This is a genomic window from Acidocella aquatica, from assembly GCF_030160635.1.
Classification (GTDB): Bacteria; Pseudomonadota; Alphaproteobacteria; order Acetobacterales; family Acetobacteraceae; genus Acidocella; species Acidocella aquatica.
Window position 1 is genome coordinate 1 of sequence record NZ_BSOS01000017.1, and the last position, 18,767, is coordinate 18,767.

An 18,767-nucleotide genomic window follows, 5' to 3' on the forward strand; every position below is an offset into this window, starting at 1 on the left:
AGGCCACACCGAATCATATAAAATCGCGTCGGATCAATAGGATGGGTACTTCAACAAATTACCCTGCCAGCACATAGGCATCGGCCTCAATATCGGCGAACATCCGCCGGATCACATGGCCTTTGCCCTGCAACCCCTCGCGCCGCACCACAGCCCCGGCAGCGGCGGCGGCCAGCGCCGTGCCATCGCTGGAATTATTATCACAAACATAAACCTCCGCCCCCGGCAGGCACGCGCGGAAATCAGCCACCACCTTGCCGATCGCGATCGCCTCGTTGAAGCATGGAATCAGCACGGCAATACGAGCATTTGTCATGGTTTCACCGCTAAAGCAGGTCATAACGCCGCACAAGTTTTCTCCATGCACGCCAACCCGCCCGCACGCATTGACTGACCATGGACGATCGGCAACTACCTTGAAGCCATGGATGCAGCAACGAACACCCCCTCCTTCGCGCAACGGCACAAAACCCCGCTGCTGCTGCTCACCCTGCTGCCGGTCCTGGCCAACGCCATCGCCCTGTCCGGGCTGTTCAACAACGACCCCACGCTCCAGTTCATCGGCCTTGGCCAACATATGCGCCCTGGGCTGATCTCCGGCCCGATGAGCTGGGTTGACCCCTCGGTCGCCTTCATCACCCAGCCGGTTGGCCATCTCGCGGCATCAGACTGGCTGCACGGCATCATCCCCTGGTGGAACCCCTATGCGGGCGTGGGCATGCCGATGGCCGCCGAAACACAAACCTCCGCTTTTTTTCTGCCGTTTATCCTGCTCCTGCATTTTAACACTGGCTGGCTGCTGCTGCGCATCCTCCTGCAGATCGGCAGCGGGGTCTTCAGCTACATATTATTCGCCGAACTCGGTCTTACCCGCACCGCCGCATTCCTGGGCGGCGCACTTTTCGCGCTGAGTCCTGAATTTTTTCTTTGCCCGAGCGCCCCCATCGCGCCGCTGCCCTTCCTCCCTCTGCTGCTGCTCGGAATCGAGTATTCCGCGCGCGCGGCAAACCAGAGCAAGCCAATGGGCTGGTCGCTTATCCCCATCGCCTGCGCCTATTCCTTCTATGCGGGCAACCCGGAGGTGGCCTATTTTGACGGGCTGCTCGCCGGCTTCTGGTCACTCTGGCGGTTTTTCGTATTACCCCCGAACGCAAGGCTCCCTTTCGCCGGCAAACTCAGCCTTGGTATAGGCATTTCGCTCGGTCTTTGCGCGCCGCTGCTGCTCCCGTCCATCGGGTATCTGGCAATAGCCTATATCGGGCCGCATACCGGTTATTTCCAAAAAATCTGGCTCGAACCAACAGGCGTACCGTTACAGATTTTCCCCTATCTCTACGGCAAACTCGGCAACCCTCCCCCAGCGGCGCTCTTTACCGCCTATGACCGCGGGTTTATCCGCGTGCCCGGATGGGCGGGGCCTGCCATCCTTGTCCTTATCTTCGCCGCGCTGTTGCGGCCTCGCGTGCAGCTCAAAAGCCTGCGGCTTGTTCTGCTGTTTTGGATTGTGCTGTGGGAAGCACGTTACCTCGGTGTAGCGCCGGTCATGTGGCTGATGAACCACATCCCCGGCATCGCCACGACCGACAGCACACGCTACAGTGGCCCCGCCGTGAATTTTGCCATTTTCGTTCTTTCTGCCTTCGCTTTTTCTGATTACCAGCGCCTTCCCGCACTCAGCCGCACACGGCTGAGTGCCATTTTACTCACTCTTGGCGCGATCATTCTGGCAGCGGTCCTGCCTGTCACCGGCTTCATTCTCACCTGGTACAGGCTCAGACCGCATGACCTTCTGGCCGCATCCGTAATGGGCGCGTTCGGCTCTGTTGCGCTCATAATCGTCTACCTTGAACTAAGCCAGCCGAAGCACCGAAACCTCCTGCTCACCGCCCTCCTCGCCGGACCGCTGGTCACCTTCATACTTCCACAATTTGCCGGATTCCGCAGCGAAAAAATCGATATGAGCCCGATTCAGTATCTCCAGAGCCATGCCGGCGCGAGCCGCATGGTCAGCCTGGGGCCGCTCGATTTCAACTTCCCCGCCCGTTACAATATCGCCTCGATCAATTATAGCGCCCTGCCCGCGCCCTTGCTGTGGACGGATCATCTCGCAAACCATCTATTTCCCCAAACCGATCTGAGCACCTACAGCGGCAGCCAGCCCGGCCAGCGCGATGCCCTGCGCGAGCGCCTGCCCGCTTATGAAGCCATCGGCGTGCGCTACGTCGTCACCACGCCGGGCGATAATTTCTTCTGGGCCAACCAGTTTCAACCCGTTTACACAGCGCCACGCAATTCCACCCAGAACCTCTTCCCCGGCGGCCCCAGCCTTGCCGGACTCGTAACAACCACCTTCCCGTTCTCCGCCATCGGCGCCATGTCCGTCGTGGCCGGCACCTATTTCGGCACCGCGCGCGGCCCCGTGGTGGCCACACTCTGCGCCGCCGGCAACTGCGTCACCGCCACCGCCGATGCCGGCACCGCGGCTGACAACGCGCCGCTCATCTTCACCTTTCCCACGCCGCTCAATATTCCGCCGCGCGCCAAAATCACCTATCGCTTCAGCCACCCCTCGGGGACGCCTCTGGCCATCTGGTACGCCCCCGCCCCCATCCACCGTGTGAAACCCGTCATCAGCCTGATCGAAGCATCCAACGGCCCGGCGCCCGTGCTTGTCTTCCGGGATGCCACAGCCGCTATTTTCGAACTCCCCCAGGCCGCGCCCTATGCGCAAACCGCCGATGCAAACTGCGCGGTAACCATCATCTCCCGGCAAAACATCCAAACCTCCTGCCCAACGGCAAGCGTGCTCACCCGCCGTGAATTATTCTACCCAGGCTGGACCGCCACGGCCAACAATACGCCCATCGCGCTCTCCCAGGCGGGATTATTTCAATCCGTCGCCGTTCCAGCGGGCAATGCCAGCATAAAATTCAGCTACGCGCCGCCGCATATCCGCCTGGCCTGCGCCCTGGCGCTGCTGGCCGGGTTTCTCTGGGCGGTTTGCGGCTATGCCGGATTACGGCGAAAAGCCGCATGATCCGAAACCACTGGCGCGCCATCCTCGCCCTCACCCTCATCGTGCTGCTGGCCAACGCCGGCATCCTCAGCGGCGCCTTCATCTGCGATCCCGAAACACTAGGCTCCAGCCTCGCCACCAGCGGCACGCCCGGCATCGTCCCCGGCATCGCCTGCTATGTTGACCCCGCAGTCGTCCTGCTTACCCAGCCGCTGGGCTATCTCAGCGCGCAGGACTGGCTGCACGGCATCATCCCCTGGTGGAATCCCTATGGCGGCGTTGGCATGCCGCTCGCCGCTGAAATGCAGAACGAATCCTTCTTCCTGCCCTTCGTGCTGCTGCTGCATTTCCATAACGGCTGGTTCCTCCAGCGTATGCTCTTCCAGCTCCTCAGCGGCATTTTCACCTACGCCTTCCTCATGGAGCTGCGCCTGAGCACCGCCGCGGCGCTGCTCGGCGGCGCGCTGTTCTCCCTCAACGGCACCTTCATCCTCACCGCGGGCACCGTCACCGCGCCCATCTTCTGCCTGCCCCTGCTGCTGCTCGGCATTGAGCATACCTGGCACGCCGCCGCCGCCAACCGGCGCATGGGCTGGCCGCTGGTGCCACTGGCCCTGGCCGGCTCCATCTACGCAGGCTTCCCCGAAACCGCGTATCTGAACAGCCTGCTCGCCGGCTGCTGGACCCTGCTGCGCCTCGCCCAGAGCCCCGGCCCGGCCCGGGCGCGCTTCCTCGGCAAAATGTTACTCGCAGCCAGCATCGGCCTCGCCCTCACCCTGCCGCTGGTGCTGCCATTTCTGACCTATCTGCAAACCGGCGATGCCGGGGTGCATGATTTCGCTTTCCTGGCGCGCGGCACCCTGCCGGTGCCCGCCGCCCCCCTGCAGATGCTCCCGCTCTTCTACGGCGCCATCGCGCAATTTGCCCCGCCGGGCACCACGCACCTGTTCAAGGATTTCATGTGGGTGCGCATCGGCGGCTGGTTCGGCTGCGCCCCGGTCCTGCTTGCCTGCTACGCCCTGGCGCCCAAGGCCGCGCCCGGCTGGCGCCTGCCCGCCCGCGCGCTGCTGGCCACCTGGGTCATCCTCTGGGAAGCCCGCGACTTCGGCGCCCCCGGTTTCATTGCCGCCTTCAACCTCATTCCCGGCATGGCCCGTGTTGACCTCATCCGCTACTCCGGGCTTTCCCTCGAATTCGCGGTCTTCGTTCTGGCCGCCCACGGGTTTGACGATCTCTCCAAACGCCTGCCCTGCCGCCGCGCGCATTTGCTATGGGCCCTCACAGGCTTCCTTGCCTGCCTCGCCCTCTCGGTCATCCCAGCCCTCCACCTCGTCCCGCTATGGTTCCACATTTTCCCGCGCCTGCGCTTTTTCACCGCCGCCAGCATCACCGGCACCGTACTCACCCTTCTCATCCTGCTGTACGCCATGGTACGCGGCCGCGGCCTGCGCACGGCACAAGCAAGCATCATCGCAGGCGGCATCATCATCTTCCTGCTGCCCCAGCTCGCCGGGCCGCGCTCCGCCACGGTTGACCGCCAGGGCATCGCCTTCCTGCAACAAAACGCCGGCCTGTCGCGCTTCTACACCACCGGCCCCTTCGGCCCGAACTTCCCCGCCATGTACGGCATTGCCGCGTTGAACTTCGTGCAGATCCCCGCACCGAAAATCTTCACTCTCTACGCACAGAGGCGGCTCTTCCCCGGCGGCGACATCCTCATCTTCCTCGGCAACCAGCCCGGGCAGATCGCCGCCCTGCAAAAAAACCTCGCCGCCTATGAAGTCACCGGCATCAAATATGTTGGCGCCGCGCCCGGCACGAATCCCTTCCCGCCAACCGGCGCCACCCCCGCGCCAACCCTGGCCTTCCAGAGTCCGGCGATGGACATATACGAGCTTCCTAACCCCGCCCCCTACGCGCAAACCATCAAGGGCGCCTGCACACTGGCCATCCTCTCCCGCCAGAAGATGCAAACCACCTGCGCGCAACCCGCCACGCTGATCCGGCGTGAAATGATTGACCCCGGCTGGCAGGCTACCGTCAACGGCGCATCAACCCCCGTCCGCCCGATCCTGAAAATATTTCAGCAGGTGGCGCTGCCCGCGGGCACCGCCGTGATCCGCTTTTCATACATTCCGCCTTATACGCATCTGGCCTGCGCCATCGCGCTTCTGGCGCTCCTGCTCTGGCTGGCCTGCGCCCGCGCCGCCCGGCGCCAAAACGCAAACCAGGCATAAAAAAGGCCGGAGGATCACGCCCCCGGCCTTCCATTTCGCCTGCCTGCGCCTGCTCAGAACGTCAGCGTCGTCGCCTGCATCACCAGCGGCAGCGCGCGCACCTGCGCCAGCACGGCATCGGGCGTCGTGCCATCGGTGGAGACCAGGCAGATCGCATCCTCGCCTTCCGCCGCGCGGCCCAGATGGAAGGTCGCGATATTCACCCCCGCATCCGCCAGCAGCATGCCAAACCGGCCGATGAAGCCCGGCTTATCCTTGTTGGTCACATAGAGCATATGCGGCGCGAAATCGGCTTCCACCTTGATCCCCTTAATCTCCACCAGCCGGGGCTTGCCGTTGCCGATCAGCGTGCCCGTCACCGCGCGCGTATCCGCACCCGACGTCACTGAAATACGCACCAGGCTCTGATAATCGCCCACGCGCTCGTTCGAACCCTCGGCAACCTCAATCCCATGGTCGCGCGCGAACACCGGGGCGGAGACCATGTTCACGCCCTCCATCACCGGGCCAAGCAACCCGGCCAGTGCAGCAGCCGTCAACGGCCGATGGTTCAACGCCGCCGCCGCGCCTTCATACTCAATCAGCACTCGTTTGATCACACCGTCCTTGGCCTGCGTCAGCTGCCCGGCAAAGGCCCCCAGCAGGCGGCACAACTCCATATACGGGCGCAGCCGCGGCGCTTCCTCAGCGCTGACACTCGGCATGTTCAGCGCATTGCTCACCGAGCCGGTCAGCAAAAAATCGCTGATCTGCTCAGCCACCTGCAAGGCCACATTCTCCTGCGCCTCGGTCGTCGCCGCGCCCAGATGCGGCGTCGCGATCACGTTTTCCAGAGCGAACAACGGGCTGTCAGTGGCTGGTTCCACCTCAAACACATCCAGCGCCGCCCCCGCCACATGCCCGCTCACCAGCGCGTCATACAACGCCACCTCGTCAAGCAGCCCGCCGCGCGCGCAGTTCACAATCCGCACGCCCTTCTTCGTCTTCGCGATCGCCTCGCGCGACAAAATATTGCGCGTCGCATCGGTCAGCGGCGTATGGATCGTAATGAAATCCGCCTTCGCCAACACAGTATCCAGCTCGGCCTTCTCCACACCCAGCTGCACCGCGCGCGCCTCGGTCAGATACGGATCATACGCCAGCACCTTCATCTTCAGCCCCACCGCGCGGTCAGCCACGATCGAGCCGATATTCCCGCACCCGATCAGCCCCAGCGTCTTCGCGGTCAGCTCCACGCCCATGAAGCGGTTCTTCTCCCACTTGCCGGCCTTGGTCGAGGCCGATGCCTCCGGCAACTGCCGCGCCAGCGCGAACATCAGCGCAATCGCATGTTCCGCCGTCGTAATCGCATTGCCGAACGGCGTATTCATCACCACCACGCCGCGCGAGGTGGCGGATTTCACATCCACATTATCCACGCCGATCCCGGCCCGGCCAATCACCTTGAGGTTGGTGGCAACATCCAAAACCTCTTTCGTCACCTTGGTCGCCGAGCGGATCGCCAAGCCATCATAGCCGCCGATAATCGCCCGCAGTTCGGCTGGCGTCAGCCCCGTCTTCACATCAACCTCAACGCCACGCTCTTTAAAAATCGCAATCGCGGCCGGCGACAATTTGTCGCTGATCAAAACCTTAACCATTGTGCAAACCTCTTAAAATTCGGTGGAAACAGCGTCGATCGCGTAATCGATCCAAGGCAACAGGAGCCGAATGTCCGATGTCTCCACCGTCGCCCCGCCCCAAATCCGCAAGCCCGGCGGCGCATCGCGATACGCCCCCGCATCCAGCGCCACTTTCTCTTTCTCCAGCAGCGCGGCAACAGCCTTCGCCGCCTTGGCCTGCGCCTCGGCATCCAGCTTCACAAACCAGGGCGCCGCAATCACCAGGCAGATCGAGGTGCAGGAGCGCGTCTCAGGCCGCTGCGCCAAAAACTTCACCCGCTCATTGCCATCAACCCAACCGGCAATCGCCGCCAGATTGCCTTCCGAGCGCGCAATCAGCCCCGGCAGCCCGCCCGCGCCCTGCGCCCAGCGCAGCCCGTCCAGCGCATCCTCCACACAGAGCATGGACGGCGTGTTGATCGTCTCGCCCACAAAAATCCCTTCCGAGAGCTTGCCCCCGGAGGTCAGCCGGAAAATCTTCGGCAACGGCCAGGCGGGTTTATAGGTGAGCAAGCGCTCCACCGCGCGCGGGCTGAGGGCGAGCATCCCGTGTCCGCCTTCCCCGCCCAGCACCTTCTGCCAGCTCCACGTCACCACATCGAGCTTGCCCCACGGCAGCTCCATCGCGAAGGCGGCGGAGGTGCTATCGGCAATCACCAGCCCTTCGCGGTCATCGGGAATGAAATCGCCGTTGGGGAAGCGCACACCAGAGGTCGTGCCGTTCCAGGCCAGCACCACGTCATGCGAAAAATCAATCGCCGCCACATCCGGCAGCTGGCCGTAATCAGCCTTTATCACCCGCGCATCGGCGAGCTTCAGCTGCTTGACCACATCGGTCGCCCAGGCTTCGGAGAAGCTCTCATGCGCCAGCACATCCACCGGCCGCGCCCCTAGCATGGACCACAGCGCCATCTCCACCGCCCCGGTGTCCGAGCCCGGCACAATGCCTAAGCGCCAGCCTTCCGGCATGCCTAATATCTGTTTGGAGAGGGTAATCACCTCGGCCAGCTTCGCCTTCGGCCCCTTGGCCCGATGGCTGCGGCCCAGCGCAGCGCCGCTCAACGCGTCGAGCGTAAAGCCCGGCCGCTTGGCGCAAGGCCCCGATGAAAAATTAGGATTCTGTGGACGTGCCGCCGGCATTGCGGCAACAGAAAAATCTGCCATAATAACTCTCCCTTACAGAAGAAAAGCGCCCCATTGGGGGGGCGTGACCCAGCCAGCCCTCTAGCCTGTTTCCCAACCCGCCGCAATAGTCCAAGCCACAACCCCAGGCAGCACCACCCCCATGACCGAGCTTGACAACATAGACCGCGCCATCCTCCGCCTCATCGCAGCTGACGCCTCGCTTTCCCTCAACGACATCGCGGATAAAGTCGGCCTCACCGCCACTCCTTGCTGGAAGCGCATCAAGCGCATGGAGGAATCGGGCATCATCCGCGCCCGCATCGCGGTGCTCGACGCCGACAAGCTCGGCCTGCCCGTCTCTGTCTTCGTCTCCGTGGAAACCGCCGACCACTCGGCCGAATGGCTTGGGAATTTCGCCCGCACCATCGCCACCACGCCCGAGATCGTCGGCGCCTGGCGCATGTCCGGCGATGTGGACTACCTGCTCCACGTCATCGTGCCCGACATCGCCGCCTATGACGCCTTCTACCGCAAACTCATCGCCGCCGTGCCCCTGCGCAACGTTTCCTCGCGCTTCGCCATGGAACGCATGAAGGAAGGCCCTTTGCCGATTTAATTCCCCACATCCCTCCCCCGGGGCAGGCTCCCAGATCACCCCCTGGCGGGGAGCCACACCGTAAATGTCGTCCCCCGGCCTTCCACGGAGTCGATCATCAGCCGGCCGCGATGCCGGTTGATGACATGTTTCACAATCGCCAGACCAAGTCCGGTGCCGCCCACGGCGCGCGAACGGCCCTTGTCAACGCGGTAGAAACGTTCCGTCAGGCGGGGTATATGTTCGCGGGGTATGCCCGCGCCGTCATCGGCGACACTCACCAGCACGCCATTGGCCGCGAAACGCGCATCCGTGCCGGCGCGCGCCGCCACCAGTTTTATGCAGCCGCCGCGCTTGCCGTATTTGATCGCATTGTCGAGCAAATTGGTGAATACCTGGGCCAGCTGGTCGGCATCGGCGGGGACAACAGGCAGATCAGGCGGAATCGCCACTTCGAGACGGGTCTCGTTGCCCTGCAGCATCGGCTCCATGCCGGCGATGATGCGCTCCAGCAACGGCCGGACGTCGAGCAGGTCCTCCGGCGGCTGATGCTCCGAAATCTCGATGCGCGAGAGGCTGAGCAGGTCGGCGATCACCCGCTGCATACGCGCCGCCTGCTCGGCCATGATGCCGAGGAAACGCTTCTGCGCTTCCGGGTCATCGGCTGCCGGGCCGCGCAGGGTCTCGATGAAACCGATCAGGCTGGCGAGCGGCGTGCGCAGCTCATGGCTGGAATTGGCGACGAAGTCGGCGCGCATCTTCTCCAGGGCGCGTTCGTGCGTGCGGTCGGTCACCAGCACATACACCGGCCCGTTCAGCGGAATCACGGTCACATCCAGATCGCGCGGCACCGGCACGGCCAGGGTCACCTGGCCGCGCACCGGCGCGCTGGCTTTAACGGCGTCGCCCAGCGCGGCGCGCAACATGGGGTGGCGCAGCAGGGCGGCTGTTTCGGTGCCAAAGGCGGCCACGGCGCTGTCGTTGCGCCAGACCAGATTGCCTGCGCTGTCCAGCTTCAGCAGCGGGTCTGGCAGACGCTCCACCAGCGCGCGGTCCTCGGCGGCGCTGGCAAGCAGGCGGGCGCGCGAGAGCCGCTCGGCATGGATCAGGCGGATCGCCTCCTGGCCGAGCGAGCGCATGCCCGGCACCAGCAAGGCCGTATCACGCGGCATATCCTCCGGGCGGATCTGCAAGGCGCGGACCAGCCCGGTCATCACCACGATGTCGCGCCCCAGCACGATGCCAAAGCCAACCGCCACCAGGGAACAAACCGCCCAGGCCAGAAACGCCGGCAGCGGGTGCAGTTCATGCAAGACAACCAGCAGGCCGAACACAACGCTCGGCAATGCCGCCAGCGCCAGAAAAAACGCGAGCGCGGCCGGCCAGGCCCTGTCCAGCAGCAAGGGGCGGGCCATTAGTTACCCGGCTGGCTGAGCTGGGTGGGGGCGGCCGAGGTGATGACCGGCGCGCCGGGGGCGATCTGGAACACCGCCAGACCGCGCAGCACCTGGCCGCTGGGTTGCAGCACGAGCACGCCATCAGTGCCGGTAAAGCCGCCGGGCGCGGTCAAAACCGTGCTGGTGTAGCCGCCCGAGGCCGCCGCCATTTTGGCCAGCGCCGCCGCATCAAAGGCAACATCGGCGATGGCGGGCGGCGCGCTGCCGTAGGCCGCCTGGTATTTGGCATCGAACACCGCCGCCGCCGCCGGGTCCGGCGCGGCATATAACGCGCCACGGAACACCGATTGATGCGCCATCTGCGGCGCGATGGTGGACCAGATTCCCGGCCCCAGATATTGCACCTGCGGCGGGCTCACATCGTAATACGGCAGGAAATTCGCCAGCTCGGCGAGGGTGTTGCCATCCGTGGCGCCAATGAAGAGCGCGTTGAAGCTGGGGGGCGGTATCTGCTGGTGCTGCAGCTGGTGCGCTTTTTCCCGGCCGGCCGGTGTGCCAAGGTCTTGCGCGGCCTTGATCTGGTCTTCCAACCCCTGGCCGCGATCGGCGAAGTCAGACATCTGGTTCACCGCCTGGTTCAGACCATTGAAGTCAGGCGGGTAGAAGGTGATCTGCGGCGCTGGTTCGCTGAGCGCATTGGTCCCGGCGGTTAGGGCGCCAGCCAGGCTGTGGCCGAAATCGGTATCGGGCAGCAGCGCTGCCAGCTGGGTGCGTCCGGCATCGGCCGCGGCCTGCAGCACGCGCTGCACCTGCTGGGCGGGCGTAATGCCCAGCGGCCAGACGCCCGGCTGCGCCAGTGTCGCGTCGTTGCTGAAGGTGAGCATGTTGACCCCGGCATTTTGCGCCAGCGGCGCGACCACGCGGGCTTCCACCGCAGTCAACGGCCCCAGGATAATGCCGTCGCCCGCCGCGATGCCGGCCTGTGCCGCGGCCATGGCGCCCTCGGGCGTGCCGGCGGTGTCGCGGATATCCAGGCCCGGCGAGGCGCCCGCGGGTAGGGCCAGCTTGGCGGCGTTTTCCATTACCTGCCCCACGGGGGCGAGCGGGCCGCTGAGGGGCAGCAGCAGCAGCACATTGCCGCTGGTCTTGCCGATACCCGGTCCGGCCGCGCTCAGCGGCGCGGGCGCCGGGCCGGCGCCCAGAAATGAGGGGGTATAGCCATATGGCGAATTCGGTGCTTGACCGGCGCAACCTAGGAGCGCCAGCGTGGCCAGGAGGGCCCCAGATGACAGAAGATGCGAACGGCGAACCAAAGACCTGCGAAACAAAGACTTGCGAACCAAGGACGGAACCTCTCTCTGCGGCTCCGCAACACGCGTCAGCCGCCGCTCTTGTGCTGGTTTCCACCCCGATCGGCAACCTTAAAGATTTTTCACCGCGCGCGCGCGATACCCTGGCCGGAGTCGATGCGATTTTATGCGAGGATACCAGGACAAGCGCCGTGCTGCTGCGTGCCTGGGACATAAAAACCAAGCTGATCGCGCTGCATGAGCATAATGAGGAGTCGCGGGTGCCGGGGCTCATCGCCGCCATGCAAAATGGCGCGCGTTATGCCCTGATCTCGGATGCCGGGACACCGCTGGTCTCCGACCCCGGCTACCGGCTGGTGCGCGCGGCAATCGAGGCGGGGCTGATCGTCGGCGGGATTCCAGGGCCGAACGCGGCGGTGCTGGCGCTCACCCTCTCGGGCCTGCCGCCGCATCCGTTTTTATTCTCCGGGTTTCTGCCCGTGAAGTCCGGCGCGCGCACGGCGGCGCTGACCCGGCTGCGCAACGCCGAAGCCTCCGGGTTGAGCGCCACGCTGATCTTCTACGAGGCCCCGCACCGGCTGGCGGAGTTTCTGGCCGATGCCGCGCTTGTATTCGGCGCCCGCCCGGCGGCGGTGTGCCGCGAACTTTCCAAGCATTACGAGGAAGTGCGGCGCGGCTCCCTGCCCGATCTGGCGGCGCATTACCAAACCCATGCGGCGCGCGGGGAGATCACCGTGGTGATCGGCCCGGCGCCCGATGAGCCAACCTCCGCCGAGACGCTGGATGGCGCCCTGGCGGCGGCCCTGGCGCAGATGAGCCTGAAGGATGCGGTAAACGCCGTGGCCGCCGCGACCGGGCTGGCGAAGAAGCAGGTTTATGCCCGGGCGCTGGAGGTGAAGCGCGAATAGCCCCTTATGGGTAGAGCAGCCCGGTTTCCCAGGCATCGCCCTTGCGGGTGAACACCTGACGGTCATGCAGGCGGAATTCGCGGTCCTCCCAGAACTCAACATAGTCGGGCGTCAGCCGCCAGCCGGACCAGTTTTCAGGCCGGGGGACATCCTCGCCAGGAAAACGTGCTTCCACCTCGGCCAGCCTGGCCTCGAACACCTCGCGCGAGGGCAAGGGGCGCGACTGCGCGGAGGCCCAGGCGCCCAGCTTCGAGACCCGGGGGCGCGAGGCGAAATATTCATCGGCCTCCGCCACGCTCACCGGGCTGACCTTACCTTCGATGCGGATCTGGCGGCGCAGGCTCTTCCAGTGGAACAACAGCGAGACCTGGGCGTTCTCGCGCATTTCATCGGCCTTGCGCGACTCCAGGTTGGAATAGAACACGAAACCCCGCTCGTCCCAGCCCTTCAGCAACACGATGCGCGCCGCCGGACGGCCGGAGGCCGAGGTTGTGGCGAGTGTCATCGCATTCGGATCATTCGGTTCGCTGGCCTCGGCCTCGGCCATCCAGACGCCAAATTTGGTAAACGGGTCGTTGTTCATCAAGAATCTCCAGAAATTCGCGCATGTTGAGCGCCGGATAGTGTAAGAGCCTGACCGTTCGCAGTCGAATCGTGATTGCGATACAATCGCAAACGGAAATCTTCCGATTTTCAAATAGTTAGAGAACGATTTACGATTGAGGTTGACGCCGGGGTGCGTCAACCTAAAACGGTCACATTGTAATGCCACCAACCGGCACCGATACGAATGCCCAGACGGAGATAGCGCCCATGCCCGATACCGAGTCCCAGATTTCGCCGCCGAAAGGCACGCTCATGCAGGGCAAGCGCGGGTTGATCATGGGGGTGGCCAATAACCGTTCCATCGCCTGGGCCATCGCGCAGGCCGTGGCGGCCCAAGGGGGCGAGGTTGCCTTCACCTACCAGGGCGAGGCGCTGGAAAAACGGGTGCGCCCGCTGGCCAACTCCATCGGCGCGGATTTTCTGCTGCCCTGCGATGTGAGCGATGACGGCGCAATGGACGCCGCCTTCGACGCTCTGGGCGAAAAATGGGGCAAAATCGACTTTCTGGTGCATGCCATCGGCTTCGCTGACAAAAACTTTCTGCGCGGGCGCTATATCGATACCCCCCGCGCCGTGTTCCAGCAGGCGATGGACATCTCCTGCTACTCCTTCGCCGCCGCCGGCCAGCGCGCCGCGGCTTTGATGAAGGATGGCGGCTCGCTGCTGACCCTCTCCTATTTGGGTGCCGAGCGCGTGGTGCCGCATTATAACGTGATGGGCGTCGCCAAGGCGGCGCTGGAAGCCTCGGTGCGCTACATGGCGGTTGACCTGGGAGCGCGGCAGATCCGCGTGAACGCGATCTCGGCCGGGCCGATCAAGACGCTGGCGGCCTCGGGGATTGGCGATTTCAGCTATATCATGAAGTGGAACAAGTATAACTCGCCGCTGGAGCGTAATATCGAGCTGGAGGAAGTCGGCGGCGCCGGGCTCTACATGCTCTCCGACCTCTCAAAGGGGGTTACCGGCGAGGTGCATCATGTTGACTGCGGCTACCATATCGTGGGCATGAAAAACCCCGCCGCGCCGGATCTGACCATCGCCAGCGACTTCGGCTGAAGCGTGTCATACAATACGTTCGGGCAGCTTTTCCGGGTCACCACCTGGGGCGAGAGCCACGGGCCGGCGATTGGCTGCGTGGTGGACGGCTGCCCGCCGGGCATTGAGCTGACCGAGGCTGATATTCAGCCGTTTCTGGACAGGCGGCGGCCGGGGCAGTCGCGGTTCACGACCCAGCGCCAGGAGCCGGATCAGGTGAAAATCCTCTCGGGCGTATATGAAGGGCGCACCACCGGCACCCCTATTTCGCTGCTCATCGAGAATACCGACCAGCGCTCGAAAGACTACGCCAACATCGCGGCACAATACCGGCCAGGCCATGCGGATGTGGCCTATGACATGAAATACGGCCACCGCGACCCACGCGGCGGCGGGCGGTCATCGGCGCGCGAAACCGCGATGCGAGTCGCCGCCGGGGCGGTTGCACGCAAAATCCTCGGACCCGGCGTGGTGATCCGGGGCGCCATGGTCGCGATGGGCGCCCATGCCGTGGACCGTGAACGCTGGGACTGGGCCGCGGTGGAGCAAAATCCGTTCTTCTGCCCGGACCCGCGGGCGGCCACTGAATGGGAAGGCATTCTGGATGGCATCCGCAAGGCCGGTTCCTCCATCGGCGCGGTGCTGGAGGTGGTGGCGCAGGGCGTGCCGCCGGGGCTGGGCGCGCCGATTTACGGCAAGCTGGACGCCGATATCGCAGCCGCGCTGATGAGCATCAACGCTGTCAAAGGTGTGGAAATCGGCGATGGTTTTGCCGCCGCCACGTTGCGCGGCGAGGAAAATGCCGATGAGATGCGCATGGAGGGCGATAAGATAACCTTCCTCGCCAACCACGCCGGCGGCATTTTAGGCGGCATCGCCACCGGGCAGGACATTGTGGCGCGGTTCGCGGTGAAGCCCACCAGTTCCATCCTCACCCCCATGCGCAGCGTCACCGCCGCGGGGGAAAACGCCGAGGTCTTCACCAAGGGGCGCCACGACCCCTGTGTTGGCATCCGCGCCGTGCCGGTGGGGGAAGCGATGGTGGCCTGCGTGCTGGCGGACCATTTGCTGCGCCACCGAGGACAGACAGGCGAGCGCCGCGGGCTGGGCCAATAGACCCAAGCTGCCGCGTCGTGACCCCCCGCTTCAGTGAACCAGGGTGAGAACCAGCACCAGGCTAAGCGTGACAACGACGATAAACCCAACGCCCACGCCGATGCAGGCCCAGCCTGATGCGGGTTTTTCCTCATGCCGCGAATGTCCGGCGATAACCATGGCGTATCTTCCTTAATCGTTCCTCTGGCCTTTGTGCGTTGACCGCTTGTTTCCATGCGTATCATACGCCAGGTGAACAAAGAAAATAAAGAATTTTTATCGCCGGATTTTCTGGCTCTCAGGGGCAAGGGTTGGGGGATTGCGTATGGATGGCCTCGATGCCGGCCAGCAGATCCTCGCTCAGGCGCAGATCAAAGGCGGCGATGTCGGTTTTCAACTGTTCCATCGTGGTGGCGCCGATAATGGTCGAGGTTACGAAATCCCGTGAGGCACAGAAGGCGAGCGCCATTTGCGCCGGGTCCCAGCCGTGGGCGCGCGCCAACGCCACATAGGCATCAATCGCCCGCACCCCTTGCGGTGACCCATAACGGGTGAAGCGGGTGAACAGCGTCATCCGCGCGCCGGGGGGCTTGGCGCCGCCGGCATATTTCCCCGAAAGCGTGCCCCCGCCCAGCGGCGAATAGGGCAGCAGGCCAACATCCTCGCGCAAGGCGATCTCGCTCAGGCCCTGCTCGAAGGTCCGGTTGACGAGGCTATAGGCGTTTTGGATGGAGGCGGCGCGAGGCAGGCCGTGCGCCTCCGCCAGTTGCACAAAGCGCATGGTGCCCCAGGCCGATTCGTTGGAGAGGCCGATGGCCCGGATTTTACCCTCCTTCACCAGCCTGGCCAGCGATGCCAATGTTTCCTCAATCGGCACCTCATACTCCGCCGGGGCATGCACATATTGCGTCTGCCCGAAAACCGGCGCGCGGCGGTCGGGCCAATGCAACTGATAAAGGTCAACGTAATCAGTGCGCAGGCGGCGCAGGCTGCCCTCAAGTGCGGCGCGGATATTGCGCTCATCCAGCCGCACCGGGGCGGGCCGGATATACTCGATGCCGTTGCGCTCAGCCGGCCCCGCGACTTTGGTGGCGATGACCAGATCATCGCGCCGGCCGCGCGCCGCCAGCCATGAGCCGATATACGCCTCCGTGCGCCCCTGGGTCTCCGCCCGCGGCGGCACCGGATACATTTCCGCGGTGTCGATGAAATTGATCCCTTGCGTCAGCGCATAGCCAAGCTGCTCATGCGCCTGCGCCTCGGTATTCTGCTGCCCCCAGGTCATGCTGCCCAGGCAGACCTCGCTCACGCTGATACCGGTCCGCCCAAGGATTTTATACTTCATACCATTTGCCCATGAAATAACCGGTGCGCAGAACGCGCGCCGCATTTGGCATTATATTTGTCGGCACGGGCGCCATTGCGCAAGTGGCCCCGGGCCGTTTCCCTTGACGGCGAAACGATCCGTCTGCACCTATGGCGCATGCAGATAAAAGCCGTTCGCAGCACGCCGCATCTACCGGGAGAGGAAGGACTTTGGGTCCTCATACTCGGCGACATGATGGTTTTTTCGCTGTTTTTCCTCACCTTCACCTATTACCGCGGGCAGGAGGTGGCGCTGTTCGCGCAATCGCAAAAAGCGCTCAGCCAATATTGCGGCATAATCAACACGGTGCTGCTGCTCACCAGCTCGTGGTTCGTTGCCAATGCGTTAAACGCGGCCCGCGCAGGCGCTGGCCGGCGCGCCCAGCGGCTCTTCTCGCTGGCCGGGCTGTGCGGCCTGGGTTTCGTGGTGGTGAAGGTGATCGAGTATTCCGGGAAAATCGATGCCGGCATTACGCTGACCACCAATGATTTTTTTATGTTCTATTTCATGTTCACCGGCATCCATCTGGTGCATGTGCTAATCGGCCTTGCCGTGCTCTCCTATGCGTATCATCGCGCCGGGCGGGAGGTTTTGCGGCCAGGGGATTTGAGCGCCCTGGAATGCTGTGCCATTTTCTGGCATTTGGTCGATTTTCTCTGGATCGTTCTCTTCGCTATTTTTTATCTGATGAAGTAGCGCCATGTATTCAGTGTTATTCACCCGCGTCACCGCGGTATGGTTATTTCTGCTGTTCCTCACGGCATTTTCAGTGGCCATCGCCCACGGCGACCTGCTGGGGCTCACACAACGCATCGTAACGATCATTGTGGTCATCATCGCTTTTTTGAAAGTTCGTTTTGTCGGGTTGGAATTCATGGAACTGCGCGCCGCGCCATTGGCGTTGCGGGCGGTATTCGAGGCGTGGGTTGCGCTGGTCTGCTTGGGTATCCTGTTGCTGTATCTCTTTCCTGGCGTTTTTTAGAGTGCGATGATTTCAGGTTGAGCACCATGGCCGCGCACGCACGCCACCGCGCTTGCGAATTTCATGTGGATGGCGGTGAAATCGTCCGCTTGCGGCGTAACCACCTGCCAGTCCTGCCCGGCGTGGCGCGATGTGCTTTCCAGTGATTCGCAAAACTGCAACATGCCCAGGGCGGTGAGGTCGGCGCTGGCGGCAACGCTGACCGGGTGGCCGAGGGCGTTGGCGAGAAACTGAGTGAAATAGGTGCTGCGGCTCAGCCCCCCGTCAATCGAGACGCGGGCGAGCGGAGAGGTTTTGGCGAAGGCTGCGGCGAGCTCAGCGGCGCGCAGGGCGATGCCCTCCACCACGGCGCGGATGAGGGCGGCGCGCGGGGTCTCCAGGCTGAGGCCGAGCCAGGCGCCACGGGCGGTGCGGTCCCAATAGGGGCAGCCAAGCCCAGCCAGCGCGGGAACGAAGAACACGCCCTGCGCGGCGGCGGATGGGCCGCTCAGCGCGTCGATTTCGGCGAAATCAGCCAGCAGGCCAATGCCGCGCAGCCACTCCAGCGCGGAACCGGCGGTGAGGATGCCGCCCTCCAACGCGAATTGGGGGGCGGCAGCGCCGATCTGCCAGGCGGCGGTGGGGAGCAGGCCGGTTGTGCCGCCCATCACCGGCGCGGCGCCGGTGAGCCCCAATGCGAATGCGCCCGTGCCGAAGGTGATTTTAATGTCGCCGGGCTGCTGGCAGCCGTGGCCGAACAGCGCCGCCTGCTGGTCCACCGCGCTGGCGGTGAGCGTGGCGCCGCCGGGGAGCTGCCCGAAATCACCGGCGGTGGGGCGGATTTCGGGCAGGCATTCCAGCGGCACGCCGAAGAGCGCGCACAGGGTTTCATCCCATTGCAGGGTGCGCAGGTTGAGCAGGCTGGTGCGCGAGGCGGTGGAGACGTCGGTGGCGAAGGTGCCTGTCAGGCAGTCGATAAAAAACGCGTCGCTGGTGCCAAGGCGCAGGCGGCCCTGGCGGTGCAGGGCGCGGGCGTCCTGGGTGTTGTCGAGCAGCCAGCGCAATTTTGTGGCGGAGAAATAGGGGTCGAGTGGCAGGCCGGCACGGGCCAGGGTTTCGGCTTCCAGCCCGGCGGCCTTCAGGCGCTCTGTCTCGGGGCTTGTGCGGTTGTCCTGCCAGACGATGGCGTTGTGGAGGGGGCGTTTTGTTTGCGCGTCCCACGCCACTACGGTCTCGCCCTGGTTGGCGAGGCCGAGGCGGGCGAAGGGAGCTGCGGCGGCGAGCAGGGCACGGATGTTTTCCAGCAGCTCCAGCGGGTCGTGCTCGACCCATCCGGGGTGGGGGTGGAGCTGGCTGTGGCCGCGGCTGCCGGCCAGGCGGGTGGTGCCGTCAGCCATCCGCAGATAGGCTTTGGTGGAGGTGGTGCCTTGGTCAATGGCGAGGATGGGGTACATG

The 18,767-nt window shown here is 64.2% G+C and carries 16 protein-coding genes and 1 pseudogene; 8 read left to right on the plus strand and 9 right to left on the minus strand.

From position 1 onward, the window contains the following. Window positions 1-67: 67 nt before the first annotated feature. Window positions 68-316, minus strand: a pseudogene (locus tag QQJ84_RS05165) (glycosyltransferase); the annotation flags it as partial. Between the two features lie 108 nt (window positions 317-424). On the opposite strand from QQJ84_RS05165, the gene QQJ84_RS05170 reads away from it, so the two are divergent. Then, complete coding sequence (locus QQJ84_RS05170) at window positions 425-3,037, plus strand: hypothetical protein (protein ID WP_284257032.1); 2,613 nt, start codon at window positions 425-427, stop codon at window positions 3,035-3,037. Next, window positions 3,034-5,253 carry a YfhO family protein gene (locus QQJ84_RS05175; protein WP_284257033.1) on the plus strand — a complete coding sequence of 740 codons (2,220 nt, stop codon included), beginning with the start codon at window positions 3,034-3,036 and terminating at the stop codon, window positions 5,251-5,253. The genes QQJ84_RS05170 and QQJ84_RS05175 overlap by 4 nt, the downstream gene beginning before the upstream one ends. Before the next feature lie 53 nt (window positions 5,254-5,306). Here QQJ84_RS05175 and serA read toward each other — a convergent pair whose 3' ends face one another. Both serA and QQJ84_RS05185 read right to left on the minus strand, forming a co-directional pair. Beyond that, the gene (gene serA / locus QQJ84_RS05180; protein ID WP_284257034.1) at window positions 5,307-6,893 is read right to left on the minus strand and encodes a phosphoglycerate dehydrogenase; all 1,587 of its coding nucleotides are present in this window, start codon (window positions 6,891-6,893) and stop codon (window positions 5,307-5,309) included. Between the two features lie 12 nt (window positions 6,894-6,905). Then, on the minus strand, window positions 6,906-8,078 hold the full coding sequence (locus tag QQJ84_RS05185; RefSeq protein ID WP_284257035.1) for a phosphoserine transaminase: 1,173 nt from the start codon (window positions 8,076-8,078) through the stop codon (window positions 6,906-6,908). A gap of 121 nt (window positions 8,079-8,199) precedes the next feature. On the opposite strand from QQJ84_RS05185, the gene QQJ84_RS05190 reads away from it, so the two are divergent. Further along, window positions 8,200-8,655: an Lrp/AsnC family transcriptional regulator gene (locus tag QQJ84_RS05190; protein WP_284257036.1), complete on the plus strand. Its 456-nt coding sequence runs from the start codon at window positions 8,200-8,202 to the stop codon at window positions 8,653-8,655. Between the two features lie 35 nt (window positions 8,656-8,690). On the opposite strand, the gene QQJ84_RS05195 is transcribed toward QQJ84_RS05190, so the two are convergent. Next, entirely contained in the window at window positions 8,691-10,049 is a 1,359-nt protein-coding gene (locus QQJ84_RS05195) for an ATP-binding protein (protein ID WP_284257037.1), read from the minus strand. Then, window positions 10,049-11,344 (minus strand): penicillin-binding protein activator, encoded by a 1,296-nt coding sequence (locus tag QQJ84_RS05200; protein WP_284257038.1) that lies wholly within the window; start codon window positions 11,342-11,344, stop codon window positions 10,049-10,051. Before QQJ84_RS05200 ends, QQJ84_RS05195 begins: the two co-directional genes overlap by 1 nt. Here QQJ84_RS05200 and rsmI point away from each other — a divergent pair. Next, window positions 11,317-12,249 (plus strand): 16S rRNA (cytidine(1402)-2'-O)-methyltransferase, encoded by a 933-nt coding sequence (gene rsmI, locus QQJ84_RS05205; protein WP_284257039.1) that lies wholly within the window; start codon window positions 11,317-11,319, stop codon window positions 12,247-12,249. The two genes, QQJ84_RS05200 and rsmI, sit on opposite strands and share 28 nt — an antisense overlap. A gap of 4 nt (window positions 12,250-12,253) precedes the next feature. Here rsmI and pdxH read toward each other — a convergent pair whose 3' ends face one another. Beyond that, window positions 12,254-12,832: a pyridoxamine 5'-phosphate oxidase gene (pdxH, locus tag QQJ84_RS05210; RefSeq protein ID WP_284257040.1), complete on the minus strand. Its 579-nt coding sequence runs from the start codon at window positions 12,830-12,832 to the stop codon at window positions 12,254-12,256. A gap of 230 nt (window positions 12,833-13,062) precedes the next feature. On the opposite strand from pdxH, the gene fabI reads away from it, so the two are divergent. Then, window positions 13,063-13,911, plus strand: a complete 849-nt coding sequence (fabI, locus tag QQJ84_RS05215) for an enoyl-ACP reductase FabI (RefSeq protein ID WP_284257041.1) — start codon at window positions 13,063-13,065, stop codon at window positions 13,909-13,911. A 3-nt stretch (window positions 13,912-13,914) separates the two neighbouring features. Continuing rightward, on the plus strand, window positions 13,915-15,006 hold the full coding sequence (gene aroC, locus QQJ84_RS05220; RefSeq protein WP_284257042.1) for a chorismate synthase: 1,092 nt from the start codon (window positions 13,915-13,917) through the stop codon (window positions 15,004-15,006). 30 nt (window positions 15,007-15,036) lie between these two features. Here aroC and QQJ84_RS05225 read toward each other — a convergent pair whose 3' ends face one another. Continuing rightward, complete coding sequence (locus QQJ84_RS05225; RefSeq protein WP_284257043.1) at window positions 15,037-15,165, minus strand: hypothetical protein; 129 nt, start codon at window positions 15,163-15,165, stop codon at window positions 15,037-15,039. A 118-nt stretch (window positions 15,166-15,283) separates the two neighbouring features. Continuing rightward, complete coding sequence (locus tag QQJ84_RS05230; RefSeq protein WP_284257044.1) at window positions 15,284-16,330, minus strand: NADP(H)-dependent aldo-keto reductase; 1,047 nt, start codon at window positions 16,328-16,330, stop codon at window positions 15,284-15,286. Between the two features lie 138 nt (window positions 16,331-16,468). On the opposite strand from QQJ84_RS05230, the gene QQJ84_RS05235 reads away from it, so the two are divergent. Both QQJ84_RS05235 and QQJ84_RS05240 read left to right on the plus strand, forming a co-directional pair. After that, window positions 16,469-17,047 carry a cytochrome c oxidase subunit 3 gene (locus QQJ84_RS05235; protein ID WP_284257045.1) on the plus strand — a complete coding sequence of 193 codons (579 nt, stop codon included), beginning with the start codon at window positions 16,469-16,471 and terminating at the stop codon, window positions 17,045-17,047. Between the two features lie 4 nt (window positions 17,048-17,051). Then, window positions 17,052-17,333 (plus strand): cytochrome C oxidase subunit IV family protein, encoded by a 282-nt coding sequence (locus QQJ84_RS05240; RefSeq protein ID WP_284257047.1) that lies wholly within the window; start codon window positions 17,052-17,054, stop codon window positions 17,331-17,333. On the opposite strand, the gene QQJ84_RS05245 is transcribed toward QQJ84_RS05240, so the two are convergent. Continuing rightward, window positions 17,330-18,766 (minus strand): FGGY family carbohydrate kinase, encoded by a 1,437-nt coding sequence (locus tag QQJ84_RS05245; protein ID WP_284257048.1) that lies wholly within the window; start codon window positions 18,764-18,766, stop codon window positions 17,330-17,332. The two genes, QQJ84_RS05240 and QQJ84_RS05245, sit on opposite strands and share 4 nt — an antisense overlap. Window position 18,767 lies beyond the last annotated feature (1 nt).

Coding starts and splice junctions, on each gene's coding strand:
- QQJ84_RS05170 (WP_284257032.1), top strand. CDS start 425: ATGGATGCAGCAACGAACACCCCCTCCTTCGCGCAACGGCACAAAACC.
- QQJ84_RS05175 (WP_284257033.1), top strand. CDS start 3,034: ATGATCCGAAACCACTGGCGCGCCATCCTCGCCCTCACCCTCATCGTG.
- serA (WP_284257034.1), bottom strand. CDS start 6,893: ATGGTTAAGGTTTTGATCAGCGACAAATTGTCGCCGGCCGCGATTGCG.
- QQJ84_RS05185 (WP_284257035.1), bottom strand. CDS start 8,078: ATGGCAGATTTTTCTGTTGCCGCAATGCCGGCGGCACGTCCACAGAAT.
- QQJ84_RS05190 (WP_284257036.1), top strand. CDS start 8,200: ATGACCGAGCTTGACAACATAGACCGCGCCATCCTCCGCCTCATCGCA.
- QQJ84_RS05195 (WP_284257037.1), bottom strand. CDS start 10,049: ATGGCCCGCCCCTTGCTGCTGGACAGGGCCTGGCCGGCCGCGCTCGCG.
- rsmI (WP_284257039.1), top strand. CDS start 11,317: ATGACAGAAGATGCGAACGGCGAACCAAAGACCTGCGAAACAAAGACT.
- pdxH (WP_284257040.1), bottom strand. CDS start 12,832: ATGAACAACGACCCGTTTACCAAATTTGGCGTCTGGATGGCCGAGGCC.
- fabI (WP_284257041.1), top strand. CDS start 13,063: ATGCCCGATACCGAGTCCCAGATTTCGCCGCCGAAAGGCACGCTCATG.
- QQJ84_RS05225 (WP_284257043.1), bottom strand. CDS start 15,165: ATGGTTATCGCCGGACATTCGCGGCATGAGGAAAAACCCGCATCAGGC.
- QQJ84_RS05230 (WP_284257044.1), bottom strand. CDS start 16,330: ATGAAGTATAAAATCCTTGGGCGGACCGGTATCAGCGTGAGCGAGGTC.
- QQJ84_RS05235 (WP_284257045.1), top strand. CDS start 16,469: ATGCAGATAAAAGCCGTTCGCAGCACGCCGCATCTACCGGGAGAGGAA.
- QQJ84_RS05240 (WP_284257047.1), top strand. CDS start 17,052: ATGTATTCAGTGTTATTCACCCGCGTCACCGCGGTATGGTTATTTCTG.
- QQJ84_RS05245 (WP_284257048.1), bottom strand. CDS start 18,766: ATGTACCCCATCCTCGCCATTGACCAAGGCACCACCTCCACCAAAGCC.